General features: G+C 56.8%; 20 protein-coding genes and 1 pseudogene. 6 read left to right on the top strand and 15 right to left on the bottom strand.

The genetic code is table 11. The features are described 5' to 3' along the window. Positions 1 to 773 precede the first annotated feature (773 nt). Complete coding sequence (locus NTD89_RS15110; protein WP_262208440.1) at positions 774 to 1,586, top strand: hypothetical protein; 813 nt, start codon at positions 774 to 776, stop codon at positions 1,584 to 1,586. 88 nt (positions 1,587 to 1,674) lie between these two features. On the opposite strand, the pseudogene NTD89_RS29395 reads toward NTD89_RS15110, so the two are convergent. The 5 genes and pseudogenes from NTD89_RS29395 to NTD89_RS15080 form a co-directional block, all read right to left on the bottom strand. Continuing rightward, positions 1,675 to 2,256: pseudogene (locus NTD89_RS29395) on the bottom strand (tyrosine-type recombinase/integrase); the annotation flags it as partial. A 277-nt stretch (positions 2,257 to 2,533) separates the two neighbouring features. Then, the gene (locus NTD89_RS15095; RefSeq protein WP_242195975.1) at positions 2,534 to 3,079 is read right to left on the bottom strand and encodes a hypothetical protein; all 546 of its coding nucleotides are present in this window, start codon (positions 3,077 to 3,079) and stop codon (positions 2,534 to 2,536) included. 41 nt (positions 3,080 to 3,120) lie between these two features. After that, on the bottom strand, positions 3,121 to 3,357 hold the full coding sequence (locus NTD89_RS15090; RefSeq protein WP_410017215.1) for a phage virion morphogenesis protein: 237 nt from the start codon (positions 3,355 to 3,357) through the stop codon (positions 3,121 to 3,123). A gap of 518 nt (positions 3,358 to 3,875) precedes the next feature. Beyond that, entirely contained in the window at positions 3,876 to 4,250 is a 375-nt protein-coding gene (locus NTD89_RS15085) for a cytochrome c (RefSeq protein WP_262208439.1), read from the bottom strand. A 196-nt stretch (positions 4,251 to 4,446) separates the two neighbouring features. Beyond that, positions 4,447 to 4,716 (bottom strand): short-chain dehydrogenase, encoded by a 270-nt coding sequence (locus NTD89_RS15080; protein WP_262208438.1) that lies wholly within the window; start codon positions 4,714 to 4,716, stop codon positions 4,447 to 4,449. A 505-nt stretch (positions 4,717 to 5,221) separates the two neighbouring features. Here NTD89_RS15080 and NTD89_RS15075 point away from each other — a divergent pair. Together NTD89_RS15075 and NTD89_RS15070 are read left to right on the top strand one after the other, a co-directional pair. Then, entirely contained in the window at positions 5,222 to 6,196 is a 975-nt protein-coding gene (locus NTD89_RS15075; RefSeq protein WP_262208436.1) for a hypothetical protein, read from the top strand. Then, a complete protein-coding gene (locus tag NTD89_RS15070; protein WP_262208435.1) occupies positions 6,197 to 6,562 on the top strand; it encodes a hypothetical protein in 366 nt (121 codons plus the stop codon). Positions 6,563 to 6,623: 61 nt separating this feature from the next. Here the strand turns inward: NTD89_RS15070 and NTD89_RS15065 are convergent, their stop codons facing one another. The 6 genes from NTD89_RS15065 to NTD89_RS15040 all read right to left on the bottom strand — a co-directional run bounded on the left by NTD89_RS15065 (position 6,624) and on the right by NTD89_RS15040 (position 10,884). After that, positions 6,624 to 7,631, bottom strand: coding sequence for a DMT family transporter (locus NTD89_RS15065; RefSeq protein ID WP_262208434.1), 1,008 nt, complete (start codon positions 7,629 to 7,631; stop codon positions 6,624 to 6,626). Between the two features lie 68 nt (positions 7,632 to 7,699). Continuing rightward, positions 7,700 to 8,035 carry a hypothetical protein gene (locus NTD89_RS15060; protein ID WP_106576263.1) on the bottom strand — a complete coding sequence of 112 codons (336 nt, stop codon included), beginning with the start codon at positions 8,033 to 8,035 and terminating at the stop codon, positions 7,700 to 7,702. Between the two features lie 101 nt (positions 8,036 to 8,136). Further along, on the bottom strand, positions 8,137 to 8,490 hold the full coding sequence (locus NTD89_RS15055; protein WP_094950323.1) for a gamma-glutamylcyclotransferase family protein: 354 nt from the start codon (positions 8,488 to 8,490) through the stop codon (positions 8,137 to 8,139). A gap of 9 nt (positions 8,491 to 8,499) precedes the next feature. Next, positions 8,500 to 9,159 (bottom strand): aminopeptidase P family protein, encoded by a 660-nt coding sequence (locus NTD89_RS15050; RefSeq protein ID WP_262208431.1) that lies wholly within the window; start codon positions 9,157 to 9,159, stop codon positions 8,500 to 8,502. Positions 9,160 to 9,366: 207 nt separating this feature from the next. Further along, a complete protein-coding gene (locus NTD89_RS15045; protein WP_262208430.1) occupies positions 9,367 to 9,945 on the bottom strand; it encodes a DUF4337 domain-containing protein in 579 nt (192 codons plus the stop codon). 54 nt (positions 9,946 to 9,999) lie between these two features. After that, the gene (locus NTD89_RS15040) at positions 10,000 to 10,884 is read right to left on the bottom strand and encodes a LysR family transcriptional regulator (protein ID WP_262208429.1); all 885 of its coding nucleotides are present in this window, start codon (positions 10,882 to 10,884) and stop codon (positions 10,000 to 10,002) included. A 92-nt stretch (positions 10,885 to 10,976) separates the two neighbouring features. Here NTD89_RS15040 and NTD89_RS15035 point away from each other — a divergent pair, with 92 nt between their 5' ends. Then, the gene (locus NTD89_RS15035; protein WP_262208428.1) at positions 10,977 to 11,945 is read left to right on the top strand and encodes an NAD-dependent epimerase/dehydratase family protein; all 969 of its coding nucleotides are present in this window, start codon (positions 10,977 to 10,979) and stop codon (positions 11,943 to 11,945) included. Here the strand turns inward: NTD89_RS15035 and NTD89_RS15030 are convergent. Next, positions 11,932 to 12,288: a DUF2784 domain-containing protein gene (locus NTD89_RS15030; protein WP_145159179.1), complete on the bottom strand. Its 357-nt coding sequence runs from the start codon at positions 12,286 to 12,288 to the stop codon at positions 11,932 to 11,934. The genes NTD89_RS15035 and NTD89_RS15030 overlap by 14 nt on opposite strands. Positions 12,289 to 12,525: 237 nt before the next feature. On the opposite strand from NTD89_RS15030, the gene NTD89_RS15025 reads away from it, so the two are divergent. Continuing rightward, a complete protein-coding gene (locus NTD89_RS15025; protein ID WP_145159177.1) occupies positions 12,526 to 13,215 on the top strand; it encodes an HAD-IA family hydrolase in 690 nt (229 codons plus the stop codon). Between the two features lie 111 nt (positions 13,216 to 13,326). On the opposite strand, the gene NTD89_RS15020 is transcribed toward NTD89_RS15025, so the two are convergent. Beyond that, positions 13,327 to 14,073: a 3-oxoacyl-ACP reductase family protein gene (locus tag NTD89_RS15020; RefSeq protein ID WP_145159175.1), complete on the bottom strand. Its 747-nt coding sequence runs from the start codon at positions 14,071 to 14,073 to the stop codon at positions 13,327 to 13,329. A gap of 106 nt (positions 14,074 to 14,179) precedes the next feature. On the opposite strand from NTD89_RS15020, the gene NTD89_RS15015 reads away from it, so the two are divergent. After that, the gene (locus tag NTD89_RS15015) at positions 14,180 to 15,103 is read left to right on the top strand and encodes a LysR family transcriptional regulator (RefSeq protein WP_262208427.1); all 924 of its coding nucleotides are present in this window, start codon (positions 14,180 to 14,182) and stop codon (positions 15,101 to 15,103) included. A 106-nt stretch (positions 15,104 to 15,209) separates the two neighbouring features. Here the strand turns inward: NTD89_RS15015 and NTD89_RS15010 are convergent, their stop codons facing one another. Both NTD89_RS15010 and NTD89_RS15005 read right to left on the bottom strand, forming a co-directional pair. Next, positions 15,210 to 15,938: an aspartate/glutamate racemase family protein gene (locus tag NTD89_RS15010; protein ID WP_106576279.1), complete on the bottom strand. Its 729-nt coding sequence runs from the start codon at positions 15,936 to 15,938 to the stop codon at positions 15,210 to 15,212. A gap of 13 nt (positions 15,939 to 15,951) precedes the next feature. Then, entirely contained in the window at positions 15,952 to 17,481 is a 1,530-nt protein-coding gene (locus NTD89_RS15005) for an NCS1 family nucleobase:cation symporter-1 (RefSeq protein WP_145159169.1), read from the bottom strand. Positions 17,482 to 17,952: the final 471 nt, after the last annotated feature.

Genomic DNA, 17,952 nt, shown 5'->3' with positions numbered 1-17,952 from the left:
TGGTAAGGATAGGGCTTAGATCTGCCGCAGCCCGCGTGGTTCGTGGGTTTGACGCATTACCTTGAGGGGTAATATTTGGTAATGGCGAAGGTAATATTCGCCCAAGTCCCCGGTTTTGTTGGGGATTGAGCCTGTCAGTAATTACTCGATGAAAAGGTAATGACCTAACCTATAAATTACCAAATTATTACCTTTTTAAATGTCCATCAAGTCATTGAAATTAATGGGTTTTATTCTGTTTTATCAAGCATATTACCAATATTACCTTTTTCCCATGCCTCAACATAAATCGGACGGCACCCCGTTTTTTACCTCCTTTTAACCCTCGCGCACTAAATTGGTGCAAAACCCATGGGACTACCATGGGACTGAGAAAGCCGATTTTTTAGAGCGAGAGCACCGCTGCAGCCCGCGTAAACCGGGAACTTGCATAATGAAAGTGACTTTGCGGGTAGTTTCGAATCTCTCCTTCACCGCCAAATTTGAAACGACAAAACCCCTGAAAACGTTAAGGTTTTCAGGGGTTTTGCGTCTTCAGAGGATTAAAAAGGCCCGTATGGGAACATCCATGGGAACACCTGAGCTTTTTGCCAAGTCCGACCTAACACCGAATCTCTGTGTTTAAGCACTGTCGGCTCCCGGGGAGCCAGGCCTAGAACTTCTACAGAGGGAATGATGGGTGCGGAAAAACTGGCGCAACTATTCGTAGCATTGAAATGCTATTACTCTTCCTCGTTTGACCGACAAACTGGTCATCTACGCACGAGGTAGCAATGACAGTGTCCAATTTAGAAAAGTACCGGAAAGACCTGACGGCATTACTTCACGAGGGGGGCGCAGTTCTTCAAGCGCTTCGCCGAAGTGCAGATGGTAAGAGTGTATGGCGAGCCCGTTTGGCTAAGGGAGGGTGGACCAAAGAAGAAATTGAAAACTACGACCAAAAACTCAAACCTTTTCATATTTGCTATCACCACTGGTATTCGGAAGCTCTGGTCGTTGTAAAACAGCTACTTCCCGACCGGTATGCGGATTTCGTAAAATTTTACGAGCGACCAAAAACTCGAAAGTCATTTGATATGGAAACTTATCGAATTGAGGACGCGTGCCAATCGCTTTTGTCAAAAGCGTATAACGGGGACGTTATCGTTGATACATCTGCAGCTGTTCGATTGCTGCAGCAGCAGATAGCCATTCTTGAGTCCATAGAGAAACGTTTTGAGAGTTCACTCTTTGACATCAAGCAATTGGTACAGGCGGATCTCTTCGACTCCGAGCTTGATGTTGCCAGAGAGCTGCTGAAAAACAAATTTGCTCGTGCTGCGGGGGCCGTAGCCGGAGTTGTGCTGGAAGGCCATTTGAAACAGGTGTGTGATAACCATACCGTTCCTAAAAAGTCTGGAACTATCTCAGTCCTCAACGACGCGCTTAAAGCTGCGGGCGTTATAGAGCTTTCGCAGTCTAGACATATCCAATATCTGGGCGACATTCGTAATAAATGTGGGCATAAAAATGCCGCTGATCCAACCGTAGAGGAGGTAGGCGAACTGATTTCTGGGACCGATAAGGTTATAAAAACTGTATTCTGAGCCACTAATTGGGGCCAGTTTGGCGCCTTTGAGACGATGCCTAGAGATTCAGCGCAAGTTAAAGCATGCTGATGACGTCTGGCCCATCCTAATTAATCCACGTTTCGTAGTGCTGCCGGATCATGTTGGCACTGGTGTGGCCCATCTGCTCCACAATCCAATCAACCGAAGCCACGCCGGTGGTGAGCAACTCGCTGGCATAGGTGTGCCGACACTGGCCAGGTCCGCGATAGCGAACGCCGGCCGCTTTCAAGTGCGCTTTGAAAAACCTGTCCCTCACGACAAAGTCGCTGACGTGCGGCAGGCCGCTCTTAGTGTTCAGGAAAACAAAGTGCAGCTTGTGCTTACGGACAGTTTTGTTGTCCCGCTAGACCACATCGACCGTGTCCACTGTTTTCAGCTGGTTGATGGTGTCCAGTTTCCGCAAGGCATCCCGCTCCGGTTTCAACAGGCGCACCTTGCGCGTCGAGCGCCGGGTTTTGGTCACTCGGTAGGCACCGCGCACCTTGGAGCGCCCGAAAGTCACTGTTCCTAGCTGCAGATCGACGTCCTCCCAGGCCAGTGCGATGGTCTCTGACAATCTCGGGCCTGAATGCGCCTGTACGACGATACCGTTGGCAAGCTGGCCGGATGGGCTGAGCAGAATCACCTGCTCTGCTAGGGTGGGCGGGTACCATTCGCGGTCGTCCTCGGCGCGCCACGCGAGCCATGGAAGTTAAACGGTTGTCAGCGTTCCGATTTTTACCTCCACGCGCGGGGCTCCATCTGCACGGCGGCGATGACGCCGAAGTGGATGAGGTTTTCGAGCATGCGGGCGAGGGCAGCTAAGTCGTTCATGGCGCCGATGTTGGCGCCATGTGTGAGGAGGTGCAGCTTGCGGGAGTCGTAAGCGGAGTTTTTACAAGTCGCTAAATTATCAAAGAATTAATGCGGGGAAGTATAGCGAACTATCGAATAAAAATAGCTACTGCCAGAATTATGACAATCATGCCTAATGAAGCGATCGCCATGATAATGGAGTTTAGTTTTTTATGAAGTTTTTCAATTGTAGTGGTTAGCTTTTTGATTTCTACGTCATGGCAGGTATGTTTTTCGCTGGAGGCGGCCGAGTCATTATCTAGAGAGCTTTTGTCCGCGTGAGCCGCAATGATACTTCCGCCTGCTCCTGAGCAAGCAAATAATAATACTTGCGAGTAGATGTCTAGGTAATCTTTGTAATGCTCCGGAATAGTGTTAAAAGGAACAAATATGTAAATTATTTTTAAGTATAGAGTTTGAAATAATACGCCAAACATTATGATGAATAAGCCCTTGATCACTCTATCTTGCTTGAGGTCAAGTATCATAATGAGAGCCAAAAAGACTCCGAGAATCAACGTCGATATAGCTATTTCTGGTTTGCCGAATATACCAGCTGTGATAGGTGATACAAACGCTAGTATGAAAGCGGCCACCCACAAGGCTACGATCATTTTGTAGTTTGGCTTTGCCATGTTTTGCTTTCCTTGCATTTTAGTTCTCGATCAAAAAGAGTTTATTGAGTTGGCTTTGTCAGTACAGCGCCGGGAATTATATCAAAGTCCATGTCTGTGAAGCCTAATAATTCACGTTGCTCGTAACGGATCTCTGGTGCACTGCGCTCAGTACGGTCTTTAAGACCGAATTGGTGAGCGCTGGCGATTCGGGCAATGCGCCCGCTGAAACTCACGGTCAAGGCGTTGCTGTCGCCTCGGGCTTTCATGTAGGTCGCGGTGCGTAGTTTTTTGAGCATCTCAACGGCCTTGCCTGCCGCGCAAGTCCCGTTTTTTCCGGGGTGCGAATTTGCTGCCGTCCGGGTTTGGCTGGGTCAATATATGGGAAGTATGTCTGGTGCGCTCATATCGATCAGCAATGCTCAGAGCCTTACCCCGGGGCAAGCCGTTCAGGCTTTTTCGGTACGGACTCGCAAATGGGTGTTTTTTGATTTGCTGGGTTTGGCGGGCATAGCACCCTTTAAACGCTGGGCGCTGGGGCTTGAGATAGATCGAAGTTAGGAAGCTTCTGACAAGCCGCAATTGACGGCATTAGACCTTGGCCAGGCGCCGCACTTCGATTTGTAAACGGCAGGCCGTTATCAGCAAGGCTATAAAAGAACTTTATAGTGGCTGAACGCTGAATTCGAATAACGCCACTTATTTAATACAGGCCCTCACACGCTCGCTCGGTGAGAGAGCTTGGTTTGCGAGGGTTATCCACATTTACTTGGTAAATGACAAAGTAATTGATACTTGGATTACTGTTTAAAAAGCATCATTTTTTTAAAATAGCACCACTCATATATTGATTCAAATCGCGAAAATCATTAACCGTCCAGGCATGTGGCGGCACCTTCACACCATTCTCTCGCAACGTTCTCGGAATCAAGTCTCCATTCGGCCGAAGTATTACCGACGATACAATAACGCCCGGATAATCATTGAGGCGTTTCTTGAATGCAGGTGTTGTCAGGTCAGGTGTAGGAGGGTTGCTCTTATTCGCTAATGGTCCTGTTCCCTTTAGATCCGCTCCGTGGCACATGGCGCATCGCTGTGAGAAGAGGTTTTTCCCATTGGCGTTATCCGCGCAGGACGGTGATATTTGAATGAGCGATAACATTCCCAGCGTAGCGACGTGCACTATTTTCATTTTTTATAGGGTCTTGTTGTTTGGGGCAGGTCTGAATCGAAGGCATATCCCGCAGGTGTCATGGCAACTCAGTGTACAGACGAGCTGTTGAATTCCAAAGCGAGTGATGTGGCGTCAAATACGAAACAAACCCCCATGTTTCGGCAGAGACCAAGGGGTTTGTGATTTTGGAGTTTGAAAGAGTACCGTTCTTAGATCATGCGCGTGGCATATCCATCCGCCGCGCGATGACATCCAGCAAATCGCACCCATCGCGCAGCGGAATTGAGCAAAGCAACGCAAAATCGCTGAGCACAACTGCATCACTACTTATTTCACTACGTAGGGCAAGGTTCTCAAGAACTTGGGCGACAGCCCGAAGCCGACAACTTGCGGCGTCGAGGAGGATTTCCAACGGCACGGTGGTATCGATAAAAAGGGCAGGGGTGGCGCTGTCGTTGCTGGTGAGGGCAGTGTATTGGTTCATGTGTGAAACTCCGGTTGTCAGAGAATAGCAACCACACATTTGTCGCCAAACAAAAGGGTGGCAGCTGTACGCAGGTTGGCGAACCGGGACAATCGGAAAAACCGGCAGACCCGAAGGTCTCCCGCGCACAGCTACCGTTGAGCAGCTTATTGCGCGCAGAAGCATCCCGCAAATACGCGTGGACGTTTCTTTCGATTTATCGTCGAGTCGCCAAACCCGATCGCCATGTGGGCGACCGAGCGACTATAGGCTTGGCGATTTTGAAGCGGTAGGTCGACGCTTCCCAATGGGCTGTAGGACGTTGCCTAAGCAATCTATCTCGATCAGATCCACGCAACTCCTTTGAATGATTGGGGCAGGTGATCAGCCAGAACCTGCAATCGTAGGAATTGGCCTCGATTGAAGTGGCCTGTTTCTGAAACATCAAAACCACCCCTATACGCGTCTTACCTCGGCAGTAGCGCCTTCTTATAGTCGTGCGCCTCAGTCACTTGGAAGTGCACGCATGCAGGGACCGTACGCATTTATCAACGAACGACCGCAGCCTTATCCCTTGCTGAAAATGAGCTTGGCGCTTGATCCGCATACTCACACCAAATTCGACGCCCTGAACCAGCACATCCGCAACACGCTGGTGTTGCCTGGGCAGTTGGTGATCATTGGCGATAGCCGAACTGCCGATTGCACCGCTGCAGAGGCACAGCTGATGCGCTCGGCGCAGAATATAAAGCTCGCCCTGTTGGCATACTCCGCAACTGACCAATTTCTGATCAAAAACCATGATCAATTGCAGTCCATATTGTCCTATTCGTCTGTTGGCATCGGCAGTGCCAGCAGTGCCTGGAGTAAGCATCTAGCGCAGGTCGAGAAGACCCTTATGGAAATCGAGGATTTGCATAAGCAGTACTTGAGAAAGGGCACCACGGGGGCAAGGGAAGAGTTTCTGGTTAAGCGTAGGGCGCTGTTTGCAAGGTTGGATACTCAAATTTCGGGGATGGCGCGTTTGGGTACGGGCCTGAGAAACGAAGGTTCGATTAAAAAAATGCTCGGGATTTCCAGTAAAAGCTACTGGCACCATGGAGAAATCAGTGGGTATGAGGAGAGGGTCAAGCGTCTAGCCAAGGCTTCGCAGATGTTAAAGGCGGGGACTTATATTGGTATAGCACTGGATGTTGGGGCCACGGCGCTGGAGATATCGGAGGCGTGTTCCACGGGCCGTGAGCAAGAGTGTACGCAGGCGAAATATGTTGAAGCAGGCAAGTTGGTGATGGGAGTGGGCGGCGCATCCATAGGCGGGACACTTGGTACTCTTGTCGGTACCAGTGCTTGCGCCATCGTTTTTGGCATACCTACAGCGGGCGCCGGAGCTTTGGCATGCGCCATCGTCGGCGGTGCTGCGGGCGGCCTCGCCTCAGGTAAGCTCGGAAGCAGCGCTGGAGAGTTCTTAGGTAAATTTCTCTATAAGTCCGTGGAGAATTGAATGTATCTGGAATATTTTGTATTGGGCTCATGCGCCCTCTTGCTAATAAGCTTCCCAATCATGTTTTCTGCCATGTTCAAAAAACTCGATGCCGCGGAGCGCTATCTGCAATACAGCAGCTACATAGTCGGATGCAGGCACACTTTTCGTAATGCGCCCTTTCAGGGAAGGCCTCAACGCGTATACGCCATGGCTACCGTCATTCTTATCCCAAAAGTCATTCAGTGGAGAGGCATGGTACTTGTTGAGGATGTTGAAAAAATACCTCGGCATCTAAAGTACTGGATGGTCATACCAACTTTCGTGACCTGTCTCTCCCTCTTCGGTCTCATCATCAGCTGGTTTTTTATTGACGATTGGCCTTGAAAAGAAGGGCGACTCTACCTCGCCCTTTCCCACAATGCCCGGTCGCTTTGCCGTCAGTGCCTCAATGCCGATGCCGATGATGCACATCCGGAAAATGCGCATGACTGTGCGGCTGCGTCGGGTCACACTCGAACCCATGCTCATGCTGATGATGTTCATCATGTACGTGCCGATGCCCGTGTTCCGTCGCGTCATGCAGATGTTCATGCGCATGCCGCTCTGTCAGGTGCAACCACACGCCCACGGCCATCAGCGCCGACGCAATCCAGAACGCGACCGTCACCGCCTCCCCGAATGCCAGCAGGGCCACCGCCGCCCCAAGGAATGGCGCCGTCGAGAAGTACGCCCCGGTGCGCGCACTGCCCAACCCGCGCAAGGCCAGGACAAACATGACCAGGCTGATGCCGTACCCCAGAAACCCCACCAGCAAGATCGGCGCCAGCTGCGCCACACCCGGCATCTGCGCTCCGAGGTACAGCGCGAGGCTGCAGTTCACCGCCCCGGCAATCAACCCTTTGGCGCCGGCGATGAACAATGCGTCCGACGCAGATACCTTGCGCGTCAGGTTGTTATCGATGCCCCAGCACAGACAGGCCACTGCCACGGCCACCGGCCCGAGCCAATCGTGGCTGGCGCCGCCGGCGTCGGACCAGGACAGCACCACGCCGCCCAGCACAATGGCGATCATCCCGAACACAATGCGCCGGTCGGCATTTTCTCTGAACACCCGCCAGGCGATGACGGCGGTCAACACCGATTCAAGGTTGAGCATCAGTGAGGCGGTCGTGCCGGCGGTGCGGGTCAGGCCGAACATCAGTGCGACCGGCCCGAGGATGCCGCCGAACGCGATGGCGCCGATCAGCCACGGCCATTCAGCCGGGGTGAGCCCGGTGGGTTTCCAGCCACGATCACGGATGAGGCGCACGCCTGCGAGGCCGATGCCGCTGCCGAGGTAGAGCAGGCCGGCGAGCAGTATGGGCGAGAGGCCCAGGCCGAGGCTTTTGGCGAGTGGGGTGCTGGCGCCGAACAGCGCAGCAGCGGCGAGTGCGTAAAGGATACTGAGGTTCATGGGCCGTCCTCGAAGGTCTGGCCCATGATACGTCGCTTGTCGGGCTCAATGCCCTGGCAACTTCCGGCTTATTGCGCGGTTTTCAGCTTGATCACATCACCGGAGATTTTGGTGGTGTAACCGCTCAGCACCCAGGCCCAGAACCAGTTTTCCTGCACTTGGGTGTTGATCAGCGCGTCGCCGCCTTTGGCCTTGATGGCCGCAGTCTGGGCGCGCACAAAGCGGCTGTTCTGACCGATCGGGATGACGCCGAACAACATGATGCCGGTAGCGCTGGCTTCACTGTGGCCCAAAACGGTGTATTGGCTGCTGTCGTACTGCGGGGATTTGATGGCGGTGCCGGTGCAGCCTGCGAGGGTAAAACCGAGAACAGCTGCTGCAACCACTTTACTGACGTACTTCACTGTGTAACTCCATGGACTGACCCTCGAGATTCAATTCTCGAGGGGGCGCCACTTTAATCTGCGCACTGGCAGATTGAAATCAATTGCCCGCAATTTCATCTTCAGGCTTGCACGTAAACCCACGCTGTCAGCCCCGAAGCCAATGCCACTGACACACGCTTGTAGTCCGACACCTCGTAGGCATCCGCCGCTGCCAGTTCCTGCTCGTTGATCTGAAAGACCATGCCTTCAACGCTGGCAGCCTTTTCTTCGGTCGGCGCGACAATCGGGTGGTGGGTCTTGCCGCTGGTGGCCAGCACTTCGGGGTCGGTGATTTCGACCCAGCTTTGCGAATAGCCGAGCATCGCGTCGTGCTGGCCGACCAGTTCCCGGCCAAAGTTGGCGAGTTGCACGGCCTTGTCTTGCAAGGTGCCGTAGGAAAACAACAGCACGGGGAATTGGGTGGAGTGTTCCATGGGTATTCCTTAAGCGAGTAGGTCTTCGTAAAAAGCGCCGTAGGGCTTGCTCGGGTGGGCAATCTGAATTTCCAGGATCCACAGCCCGGCGTTCGGGCAGTGCTCGAAATCCCCCAGGTCGCCGCCACGGTGGATCGCGTGGGGGAAGTCGCTGACACGGTGGCCCTTGATGTCCAGGTTCAGTTGCCAGCCCATGGCCTTGGCGTGTTCCTCGGCGTAGCGGTACAGCTCAAGGCCTACGACCTGGTCATTTTTCCAGCGCGATTGTACGCGCTCGAACAGTACTTTGGCGGCGCTGGCGCAGGCGATCATTTCAGGGTCGTTGCCGGTGGCGAAGGTAGCGCCGGCGTCACCTTCGTGGCCTTGCCACACGGCGCCCATGTCGATGAAGAAGATATCGTTTTCACCCAGCACCGGGTCGCCGTCCGAGCGTTGGTTGAAAGCCTTGAGGGTATTGGCGCCAAAGCGCACCAGCAGCGGATGCCAGATGCGTTGCATGTCGAGCTCGGCGAGTACCTGTTTGCCCAGCTCACGCGCTTGGGATTCGAGCATGCCAGGGCGAATGCGTTGGGCGAGGTGGTCGATGGCTTGCCAGGTCATGGCCTGGGCGTAGCGCATGGCGTCGATACTGTAGGCGGCGCCCACGGCTTCTTTGGGTTGTGCGGTCACCGGTTTCCCCTCGCGTTGAACAGCATCAGGCGTTATGCGTTTTACTATATAGCGATGTGATGGCCGAACCCAACTCCGAAAACACTGGAGATTAAAGGTGGGAGCTGGCTTGCCTGCGATAACGGTGGCACAGCAAACATTAATGCTGCTTGACCCACCGACATCGCGGGCAAGCCCGCTCCCACATTTTTGACTGTGTTCAGTCTGTCAGAGGTGTAGCCACGCCAAGGCGCCCAGTACTACGGCCACACCGCCAGCGGTGTAGGACATGCGTTTGAGCCATTCCTTGCGCGTCAGCAACGTAATCGCCGCCAACGAAATCGCGATCTGAATCGCCGTCATCGCCTGCGCCCAACGGTGATGCTGGTGCAGCGCCTCTTCGGATTTCTGATCCCATTTCTTGGAGGTCGCCTCAAGCTTCTCGGCCTGTTTGCGCACGTCTTCCTTCTGGCTCTTGTAACGCTCGATCTCATCCTTGTAATGCGCAGCGTCCACGCCGGGAATATGCGTGGCCAGTTCGGCCAGGTTCTGCCGGCTGGATTTGGCCTGGTAGTAGTTCCACTGGTTGGCGGCTTCGGTCTTGATGATGGCGGCGTTGTTCTTGTCCATCGCCGCTTCGCTTTCGGTGGAGCCGGCCTGGTAGCTGAGCATGGCGCCGAGGGTGGCCATCAGCGCGGTCATCACGGCGATGCGGCTGGCAAAATTGTCACCGCGCCCGTGCGCATGTTCGGTGGTGTGTTCGATGTGTTTTTCGTGGGGGCTGGGGACTTCGAAGGCTTCGGACATGGGGGCGTCTACGAACGGAATGAGGGAGACTGATTCTTTACCAACCAAGCTGTCTCAAGCCTGTACGTAACGCTGCAAACCCGCCACTAACGCATCAAAGGTCACGCGGCAGCGCGGGCTGTTGCGCAGGTCTTCGTGCATGGTCACCCAGGTGTCCATCTTGAACGCGAACGCCTGCGGCAATACCCGCTGCAGGCGCGGGTTCTGTTTGGCCAATTGCACCTGGCACCCGCCGATGCCGGCGCCGGCGCGGATCAGCGCCAATTGCGCCAGGTCACTGTCGCTGCTGATGGCGAAGGCGCTGCGTTCAAAGCCCTTGATGGCCAGGCTGCGGATAAACGCGTTCTCCTGATCGAAGCCAATCAATGAATGACCGACCAGATCCTGCATTTGCACAGGCATGCCGCGTTCGTGCAGGTAATCGTCGCGGGCGTGCAGGCCGACTTCAATCAAGCCGACACGCCGCGCCAGCAGTTGCTCCTGGCTGGGGCGGACCATGCGCACGGCGATGTCGGCCTCCAGTTGCAGCAGGTCGATCAGGCGGTTGGTCAGGATCAGTTCAACCCGCAGGTGCGGGTGCTGGCGGCGCAGCGCGGTGATGATCGGCGGCAGCACTTCCACGCCGACCACTTCACTGGCCGAGACCCGCACCACCCCGCGCACTTCATCGCCTTGAGAAGACGCCGCGCGCTCCAGGGCGGCGGCGGTGCGCTCCATGGTTTCAGCATGGGCGCGCAAGGTGTGCGCCACCGCAGTTGGCAACAGCCCCGTGGGTGAACGGGTAAAGAGCACCACGCCCAGCGCCGCTTCAAGCGCGGCAATGTGCCGGCCGACTGTGGGCTGTGTGATGCCAAGCTGCCGTGCGGCCCCCGACAACGAGCCTTCCTTGAGTACACCAAGGAACGATCGGTAAAGCTCCCAACCAATATGTGTAGCCATGCATAAATGTATAGCGGCTGGATGCTCTTCGGCAATTTATCTATAGCGACGCTGCACACAAAATGACCTCACCGACAACATGGGAGCAGGTCATGAGCAAAGTTCTGGTACTGGGTGCAACGGGCGGGATTGGCGGTGAAGTGGCGCGGCAGATGCGCACGGCGGGCTGGGAGGTGTGTGCGTTGACCCGGGATGTGGACAAGGCCCGGCGTGAGAACTCGACCTTTTCCTGGATCAAGGGCGATGCGCTCAATCGTCAAGACGTGCTTGCCGCCGCGCGTGGCTGTGCGGTGATCGTGCATGCGGTCAACCCGCCGGGCTATCGCAGCTGGGCTGAATTAGTGATGCCGATGATCGACAACACCGTTGCGGCGGCCATCGCCGAAGGCGCGACGATTGTGCTGCCCGGCACGGTCTATAACTTCGGGCCGGATGCGTTTCCCGTGTTGCACGAAGACTCGCCTCAACACCCGCAAACCCGCAAGGGCGCGATCCGGGTGCAATTGGAGCAGCGTTTGGAACAGGCGTCCCGCCAGGGCGCTCGCGTGTTGATCGTACGGGCTGGGGATTTCTTTGGCGCCCGTGTCGCCAACAACTGGTTTGCCCAAGGCCTGGTCAAGCCCGGCAAACCGGTGCATGTCGTCAGCTACCCGGGCGCGCCGGGTGTGGCGCACCAATGGGCGTACTTGCCGGATGTGGCGCGCACCATGCTCGCGCTGATTGAGCGCCGCGAAACGCTCGAGGCGTTCGCGCGCTTTCATATGGCGGGGCATGAGGATATGGATGGCACGCAGATGACTCAGGCGATCCAGCGGGCAGTCTTGCGCAGGACCGGTCATCAACCCCGCGCAGGCCGCTTCCCCTGGTGGTTGATGCAAGTGACTGCGCCCTTTGTGGTCACGGTCCGCGAGATGCTGGAGATGCGCTACCTGTGGCAAACCCCGCTGCGGATGGATAACCAGCGTTTGGTCGATACCTTGGGCCGCGAACCACACACGCCGCTGGATCAAGCGGTCGAAGCCACCCTGGCTGACCTGGGCTGCCTGCCTACGCCTGCCTGATCAGGCGCACATACACCGCGATATTGATCAGCAACACCAGCGCGCCAAGCACCAGTTGAATGTTTGGAGTCAGCCCGGCCGGGTAGATCAGTGTGAGGAGGTAATGCTCGATAAACCCGCCGCCATAACCGTCCTGCCCGGCGAGGTGGCGAAACAGGTTTTCCCAGCGGGTGAGCGGGCAGGGCAGGTGGAACACTTCCACGGCCACGCCCCAGGCGGCAGCGGGCAAGTGCAGCCACATGACCGGCCGCCACTTGAGCGCCAGCAGCCCGCCGAACAATACGAACAGGATGAAACACAGGTGAAACAGCACCAGGCTGTCGGCGGCTACGCGATAGAGCATGTCGGGTTCGCTTTTAAAAGTGAGTCACAGACAGAACAGGCAACACCTCAGCATAATGACAGTGTTGGTCCTTAACGGAGTTGTTCTTGCGGGTAGTCGATGAGCTCGCGCAGTTTTCCGCTGTGTTCAGTAAGGCAGGAGAGGAAGGGCGGATTGCTCATCGCAACGGTTGCTTGCAGGCAACCATGACCGCTATTGTGCTGAATCCTTTTAGTCCTTCCCCAAGGTTCTGTTGTGATGAATGCACCGCGTATTGCAGTCGGTCCAATCAAGGCCGTGATTTTCGATATGGACGGGTTGTTGCTGGACACTGAAGGCATCTACACCGAAGTCACGCAGATCATCGCCGAACGTTACGGTCGCACCTACGACTGGGGGATCAAGCAGCACATCATCGGCCGAGGTGCTCAGGACCTGGCCGACTATGTGGTGAAAGCGTTGGACTTGCCGATCACGCCGGCTGAGTTTCTGGAAATACGCGAACCGCTGATGAGCGAGCGTTTCCCCAAGGCCTTGGGCATGCCCGGCGCCGAAGCGCTGGTGCGGCACTTGAACGCGCATAACATCCCGATTGCGGTGGGCACCAGCTCGTCGCGTCATTCGTTTGGCCACAAAACCACGCTGCACCGCGAATGGTTTGGCCTGTTCGGCACCATCGTCACCGCTGACGACCCGGAAGTCGGCGCCGCCAAACCGTCACCGGATATCTTCCTCACCGCCGCGCGCCGCTTGGGCGTAGCGCCAGAAGATTGCCTGGTGTTCGAAGATTCACCGTTCGGCGTAACGGCCGCAAAAGCTGCCAACATGACCGCCATCGCCGTGCCGGATGAAGCCATGGCCGACAGCAAGTACGCGCATGCCGACCAGATCATCCGCAAACTCGCAGACTTTGACCTGGCCGCCTACGGCCTCCCTCCCATGCGCTGACTCAACACAGGCCAAAAAATGTGGGCGCTGACTTGCCTGCGATAGCGACCTTGAGGACGCCATCGCAGACAAGCCAGCTCCCACATTGGGTTTTGCTGTTCTCCAGAACCCTCAGGCGCTGAAGCCACCATCGATGGTCAAGCTGGCACCCGTGATATACCCGGCTTCCGGCCCCGCCAGATACGCCACGAAACTGGCAATCTCCTCCACGTGGCCATAACGTCCCACTGCCATCAACCCGATCAATGTTTCGGCAAACTCGCCGCTCGCCGGGTTCATATCGGTGTCCACCGGCCCAGGCTGCACGTTGTTAATCGTGATGCCACGCGGCCCCAGGTCCCGTGCCAAGCCCTTGGTCAGCCCCACCAGCGCCGCCTTGCTCATCGCGTACGGCCCGCCGCCGCCGAACGGCATGCGCTCGGCATTGGTGCTGCCGATATTGATCACGCGGCCGCCTTCGCTCATATGTTTGGCCGCTTCCTGTGTGGCAATGAACACGCTGCGCACATTGATCGCCAGGGTCTGGTCGAAGTCTTCCAGCTTGAAGTCTTCCAGTGGCGCGATGGCCAGCACCCCGGCGTTGTTGACCAGGATATCCAGGCGCCCGAAGGCGTCGACGGTGGCGTTGACGGCAGCGCGAATCGCTGTGGCATCGGCGCTGTCGGCCTGTATCGCCAGGGCTTGGCCGCCTGCGCTGATCACGCTGTTCTGCAAGGCTTCGGCTTTTGCGGCCGAGCTGACGTAGGTAAAGGCGACGGCTGCGCCCTGCGCGGCCAGGCGTTTGACGATGGCGGCACCGATGCCGCGGGAACCGCCTTGAATCAAGGCGACTTTGCCAGTGAGGTTGTGTGCAGTCATGTCGATCTCCAAGTAGTTGATGGGGTGAGTATCGACCTCGTCCCGCCGACCCGGTAGACCGTGATTGCTATAGTCTGTGTAAACCAAAAGTTTGCAATGAGGCGATATGGAAAGCTTTGGCAGTATCGAATGTTTTGTACGCAGCGCCGAAGGCGGCAGCTTTGCCGAGGCCGCCAGGCACTTGAGCCTGACACCGGCGGCGGTGGGTAAAAGCGTCGCCAAGCTGGAGGCACGCCTAGGTGTGCGGCTGTTCCAGCGCAGCACCCGACGCCTGACCCTGACCGAGGCCGGCAAGTTGTTCCTCGAGGAGGTCAGTGGCAGCCTCACCACCATCCAGAACGCCGTGGCCAACCTGGCCAGCGCCGAAGGGCGGCCGGTGGGCACGCTTAAAGTCAGCATGGGCACCGTGTTCGGCAATCGTTATGTGGTGCCGCTGCTGGCGGAGTTTATGCGGCGCTTTCCGGATATCAGCCCGGATTGGCATTTCGATAACCGTCAGGTCGACCTGATCGGTCAAGGCTTCGACGCTGCCATCGGCGGTGGTTTTGAACTGCCCCAGGGCGTGGTGGCGCGCAAGCTGAGCCCCGCGCATCGAGTGCTGGTGGCCTCCCCGGATTACCTGGCGCAACGCCTGCCGGTGCACGCGCCCGAAGATTTATCGCGGTGCCTGGGCATCCTGATCCGCTCGGCGCAAACCGGCCGCGTGCGTACCTGGCAACTCACCGGCCCGGACCGTGAACAACGCCCGCTGGTACTCAAACCGCGCATGACCATGAGCGACTCCGAAGCCGCCTGCTGCGCCAGCGCTCAAGGCCTGGGCATTGCGCTGGTGAGCATGCCGATGGCCGTGCCGTTTCTGGACAGCGGCGCGGTGGTGCGGGTGTTGCCCGACTGGTACGTCGACGACGGCAACATCTCCCTGTACTACGCCGAGCACAAACTGCTGCCCGGCAAGACCCGGGTGTTTGTGGATTTCATCATTGAGCAGTTTGCCGAGCAGCAACTGGGGCGACGGTTCAGCGCCATTTGATCCCGGCGGCCTACCGAGGCGCGGCCATCGCGGGCAAGCCCGGCTCCCACTTTTAATCGCATTCCCCTGTGGGAGCCGGGCTTGCCCGCGATGCAGGCAACGCGGTCTACCGGCCGAACTGACCCGGCCAGCCAATGACTTTCTTCGGCCTCGGCGTGGCATAGGTCCTGATCTTCGACGTCGACAACCCCAACCGCACCAGCGATTCGGCAATGGTCACCGCGGCCGTCACCCCATCCACCACCGGCACGCCGGTGCGCTGGCGAATCTGTTCATCCAGCCCGGCCATGCCGCCGCAGCCCAGGCAGATCACCTCGGCCTTGTCTTCGTGAATGGCCCGTTCCGCCTGACGCACGATGGCTTCCATTGCCGCCAGCGGGTCTTCTTCGAGTTCCAGCACGGCCATGCCACTGGCGCGTACCGAGGCGCAGCGCTGGTACAGGCCGGCGAGTTTCAAGCGGTCTTCAATCAACGGGACAGTGCGATCCAGGGTGGTGACTACTGAATAGGCATGTCCCAGGAACATTGCTGTGCTGGCGGCTGCTTCAGTGATGTCCACCACTGGCACGTTCAACAACTCCTGCAACCCTTCACGGCCATGTTCGCCATAGCCGGCCTGGATCACCGCATCAAACGGCTGGTCGTAGGCCATCACGCGGTCCATCACCGCGATGGCGGCCAGGTAGCTTTCGAAATTGCCTTCCACTGATTCGGCGCCGAAGTAAGGCGTGAGCCCGACAATCTCAGTGCCTGGCGAGGCGACGGCCCGCGCCTGCTGGGCAATGGTTTCAGTGATGGATTCGGTGGTGTTGACGTTGACCACGAGGATACGCATGGAATGTCCTTGATTAATGACTGACGTTATCGACTGCAATGCTTTCGCCACTGACATCGGCGTAGTGCGGCCGACGCTTGGCGATCAAGAGGTACAACAGCCCTGCAATACCGGCGCCAAACAGCCAGGAAAACGGGGCGACGCTGGCAAAGCCGGGCAACAGCGCCAGCAGAATTGCGATCACCGCTGCGGGAATAAACGCCGCGACCGCACGTAAATTGACTCCGCGGCTGTAGTAATAAACGCCATTGGGGTCTTCGCTATACAGCTGCAATACGTCCACCTGGCTTTTACGGATCAGCCAGTAATCGACCATGATCACCCCGTACAGCGGCCCCAGCAGCGCGCCCAGGCCCGAGAGGAAATACACGATCACCAGCGGGCTGTTGTAGAGGTTCCACGGCAGGATCAGCACTGCCAGCGTGGCGCTGATCAACCCGGCGCGCCGAAAGTTCAGGTACTTGGGCGCCAGGTTGCTGAGCACAAACGCGGGGGCGACGAAGTTGGCCATGATGTTGACCGCCACGGTAACGATCAGGAAGGCGAGGCAGCCGAGCACCAGGAAGAAGGTATTGGGAATGGCCGCGATGATTTCGGTCGGGCTTTCGATCACCCGGCCATTGAGCTGGAACTGCCCGCCGCAGAGCAGCACGGTGATTGCGGCAAACACCAGGATATTCACCGGCAAGCCCCAGAAGTTGCCGACCAGGATGGTCTTGCGGCAGGGCGAGGAACGGGCGAAGTCGCAGAAATTGAGGATCAGCGTGCCGTAGATCGTCAGCCACAACGCGCCACCGGCAAAGATATTGCGCCACATCTCGCCGCCGCTCAGCGGTTCGCGGATCGACCAGGCAATATTGCCGCCGACCTGGAAGTACATCCAACCGGCCAGCGAGGCCACCGTCACCAGAATCACCGGCCCGGCGAACGCCTCGTAGCGGCGCACCATTTCCATGCCGTACGCCAGGATCACCAGCTGCACAAACCAGATCGCCACGAAACACGCCCAACCGAGGGTCGACAGGCCGAGGATGGAGTTGTGGTCATAGTCGGCAAATCCTGGATGAATGGCCGACAGCAGCACGCGGAAAACCACCGAGGCCAGGTAGGTCTGGATACCAAACCAGGCAATCGCAATGACCGCGCGAATCAACGCCGGAATCTGTGCACCGTGGATGCCGAAACTGATGCGGCTGATCACCGGGAAGGGCACTCCGGTCTTCTGGCCCATAAACCCCGACAAGTTCATGAAGAAGTACACCAGCGCTGCGCCGATCCCCAGCGACATCAGAATCTGCCAGCCGCCAAGGCCCAAGGCATACAGGCCGATGGCAAACGAATAGTTGGCGATGTTGTGCACGTCATTGGTCCACAGCGCAAAGATGCTGTAGCGGCCCCAACGTCGGCCTTCAACCTTGGTGGGCGCCAGGTCTTTGTTGTGCAAGCGCGGGCTGAGCACGAGCGGGCCGGGGCTTGCGGCCACAGGGTTCAGGACGGAGGAGGGCAGATCCAGTGCGATGTTATTCGAGAGGCTTGTACGCATTCCGGCAGGCTCCGGCGCATCTGCTTCAACGTCGCAGATGGCAAAGTGTATGTAAGTTTTGTATTTATTGTATACAAAGCGTAATTCACCTTAAGCCACATGCGTGCCAGTTTTCGATCTATAAAAACTGTGTTTAATTTCGTTTTTACAGATTATTAAAATAACTAGCTGAATCTAAAGAGATATAAATTGACCGTTTGAACAGGTATTTATTTTTAAGTGGGGAGGCGCTCTATTGGAGAGGCAAACAGCGCGCGGGGATGGGTGTTACGTTTTGGTGCGGGGAAAGATGGATTGCACACATAAATGGCACCGATAGTTACATAGGTGTGTACAAAATTTTTGTCCCCCCCCACAAAGCAAATGTGGGAGCGGGCTTGCCAGCGATAGCGATCTATCAGCCAACAATTCATTGACTGACACACCCTCATCGCGACCAAGCCCGCTCCCACATTTTTTACTGCGACAGAC

The organism is Pseudomonas sp. 14P_5.3_Bac1 (genome assembly GCF_025466135.1).
GTDB lineage: Bacteria > Pseudomonadota > Gammaproteobacteria > Pseudomonadales > Pseudomonadaceae > Aquipseudomonas.
Note: the sequence above shows the minus strand (reverse complement) of the source record. Positions and strands in the feature narration are given on the sequence as shown.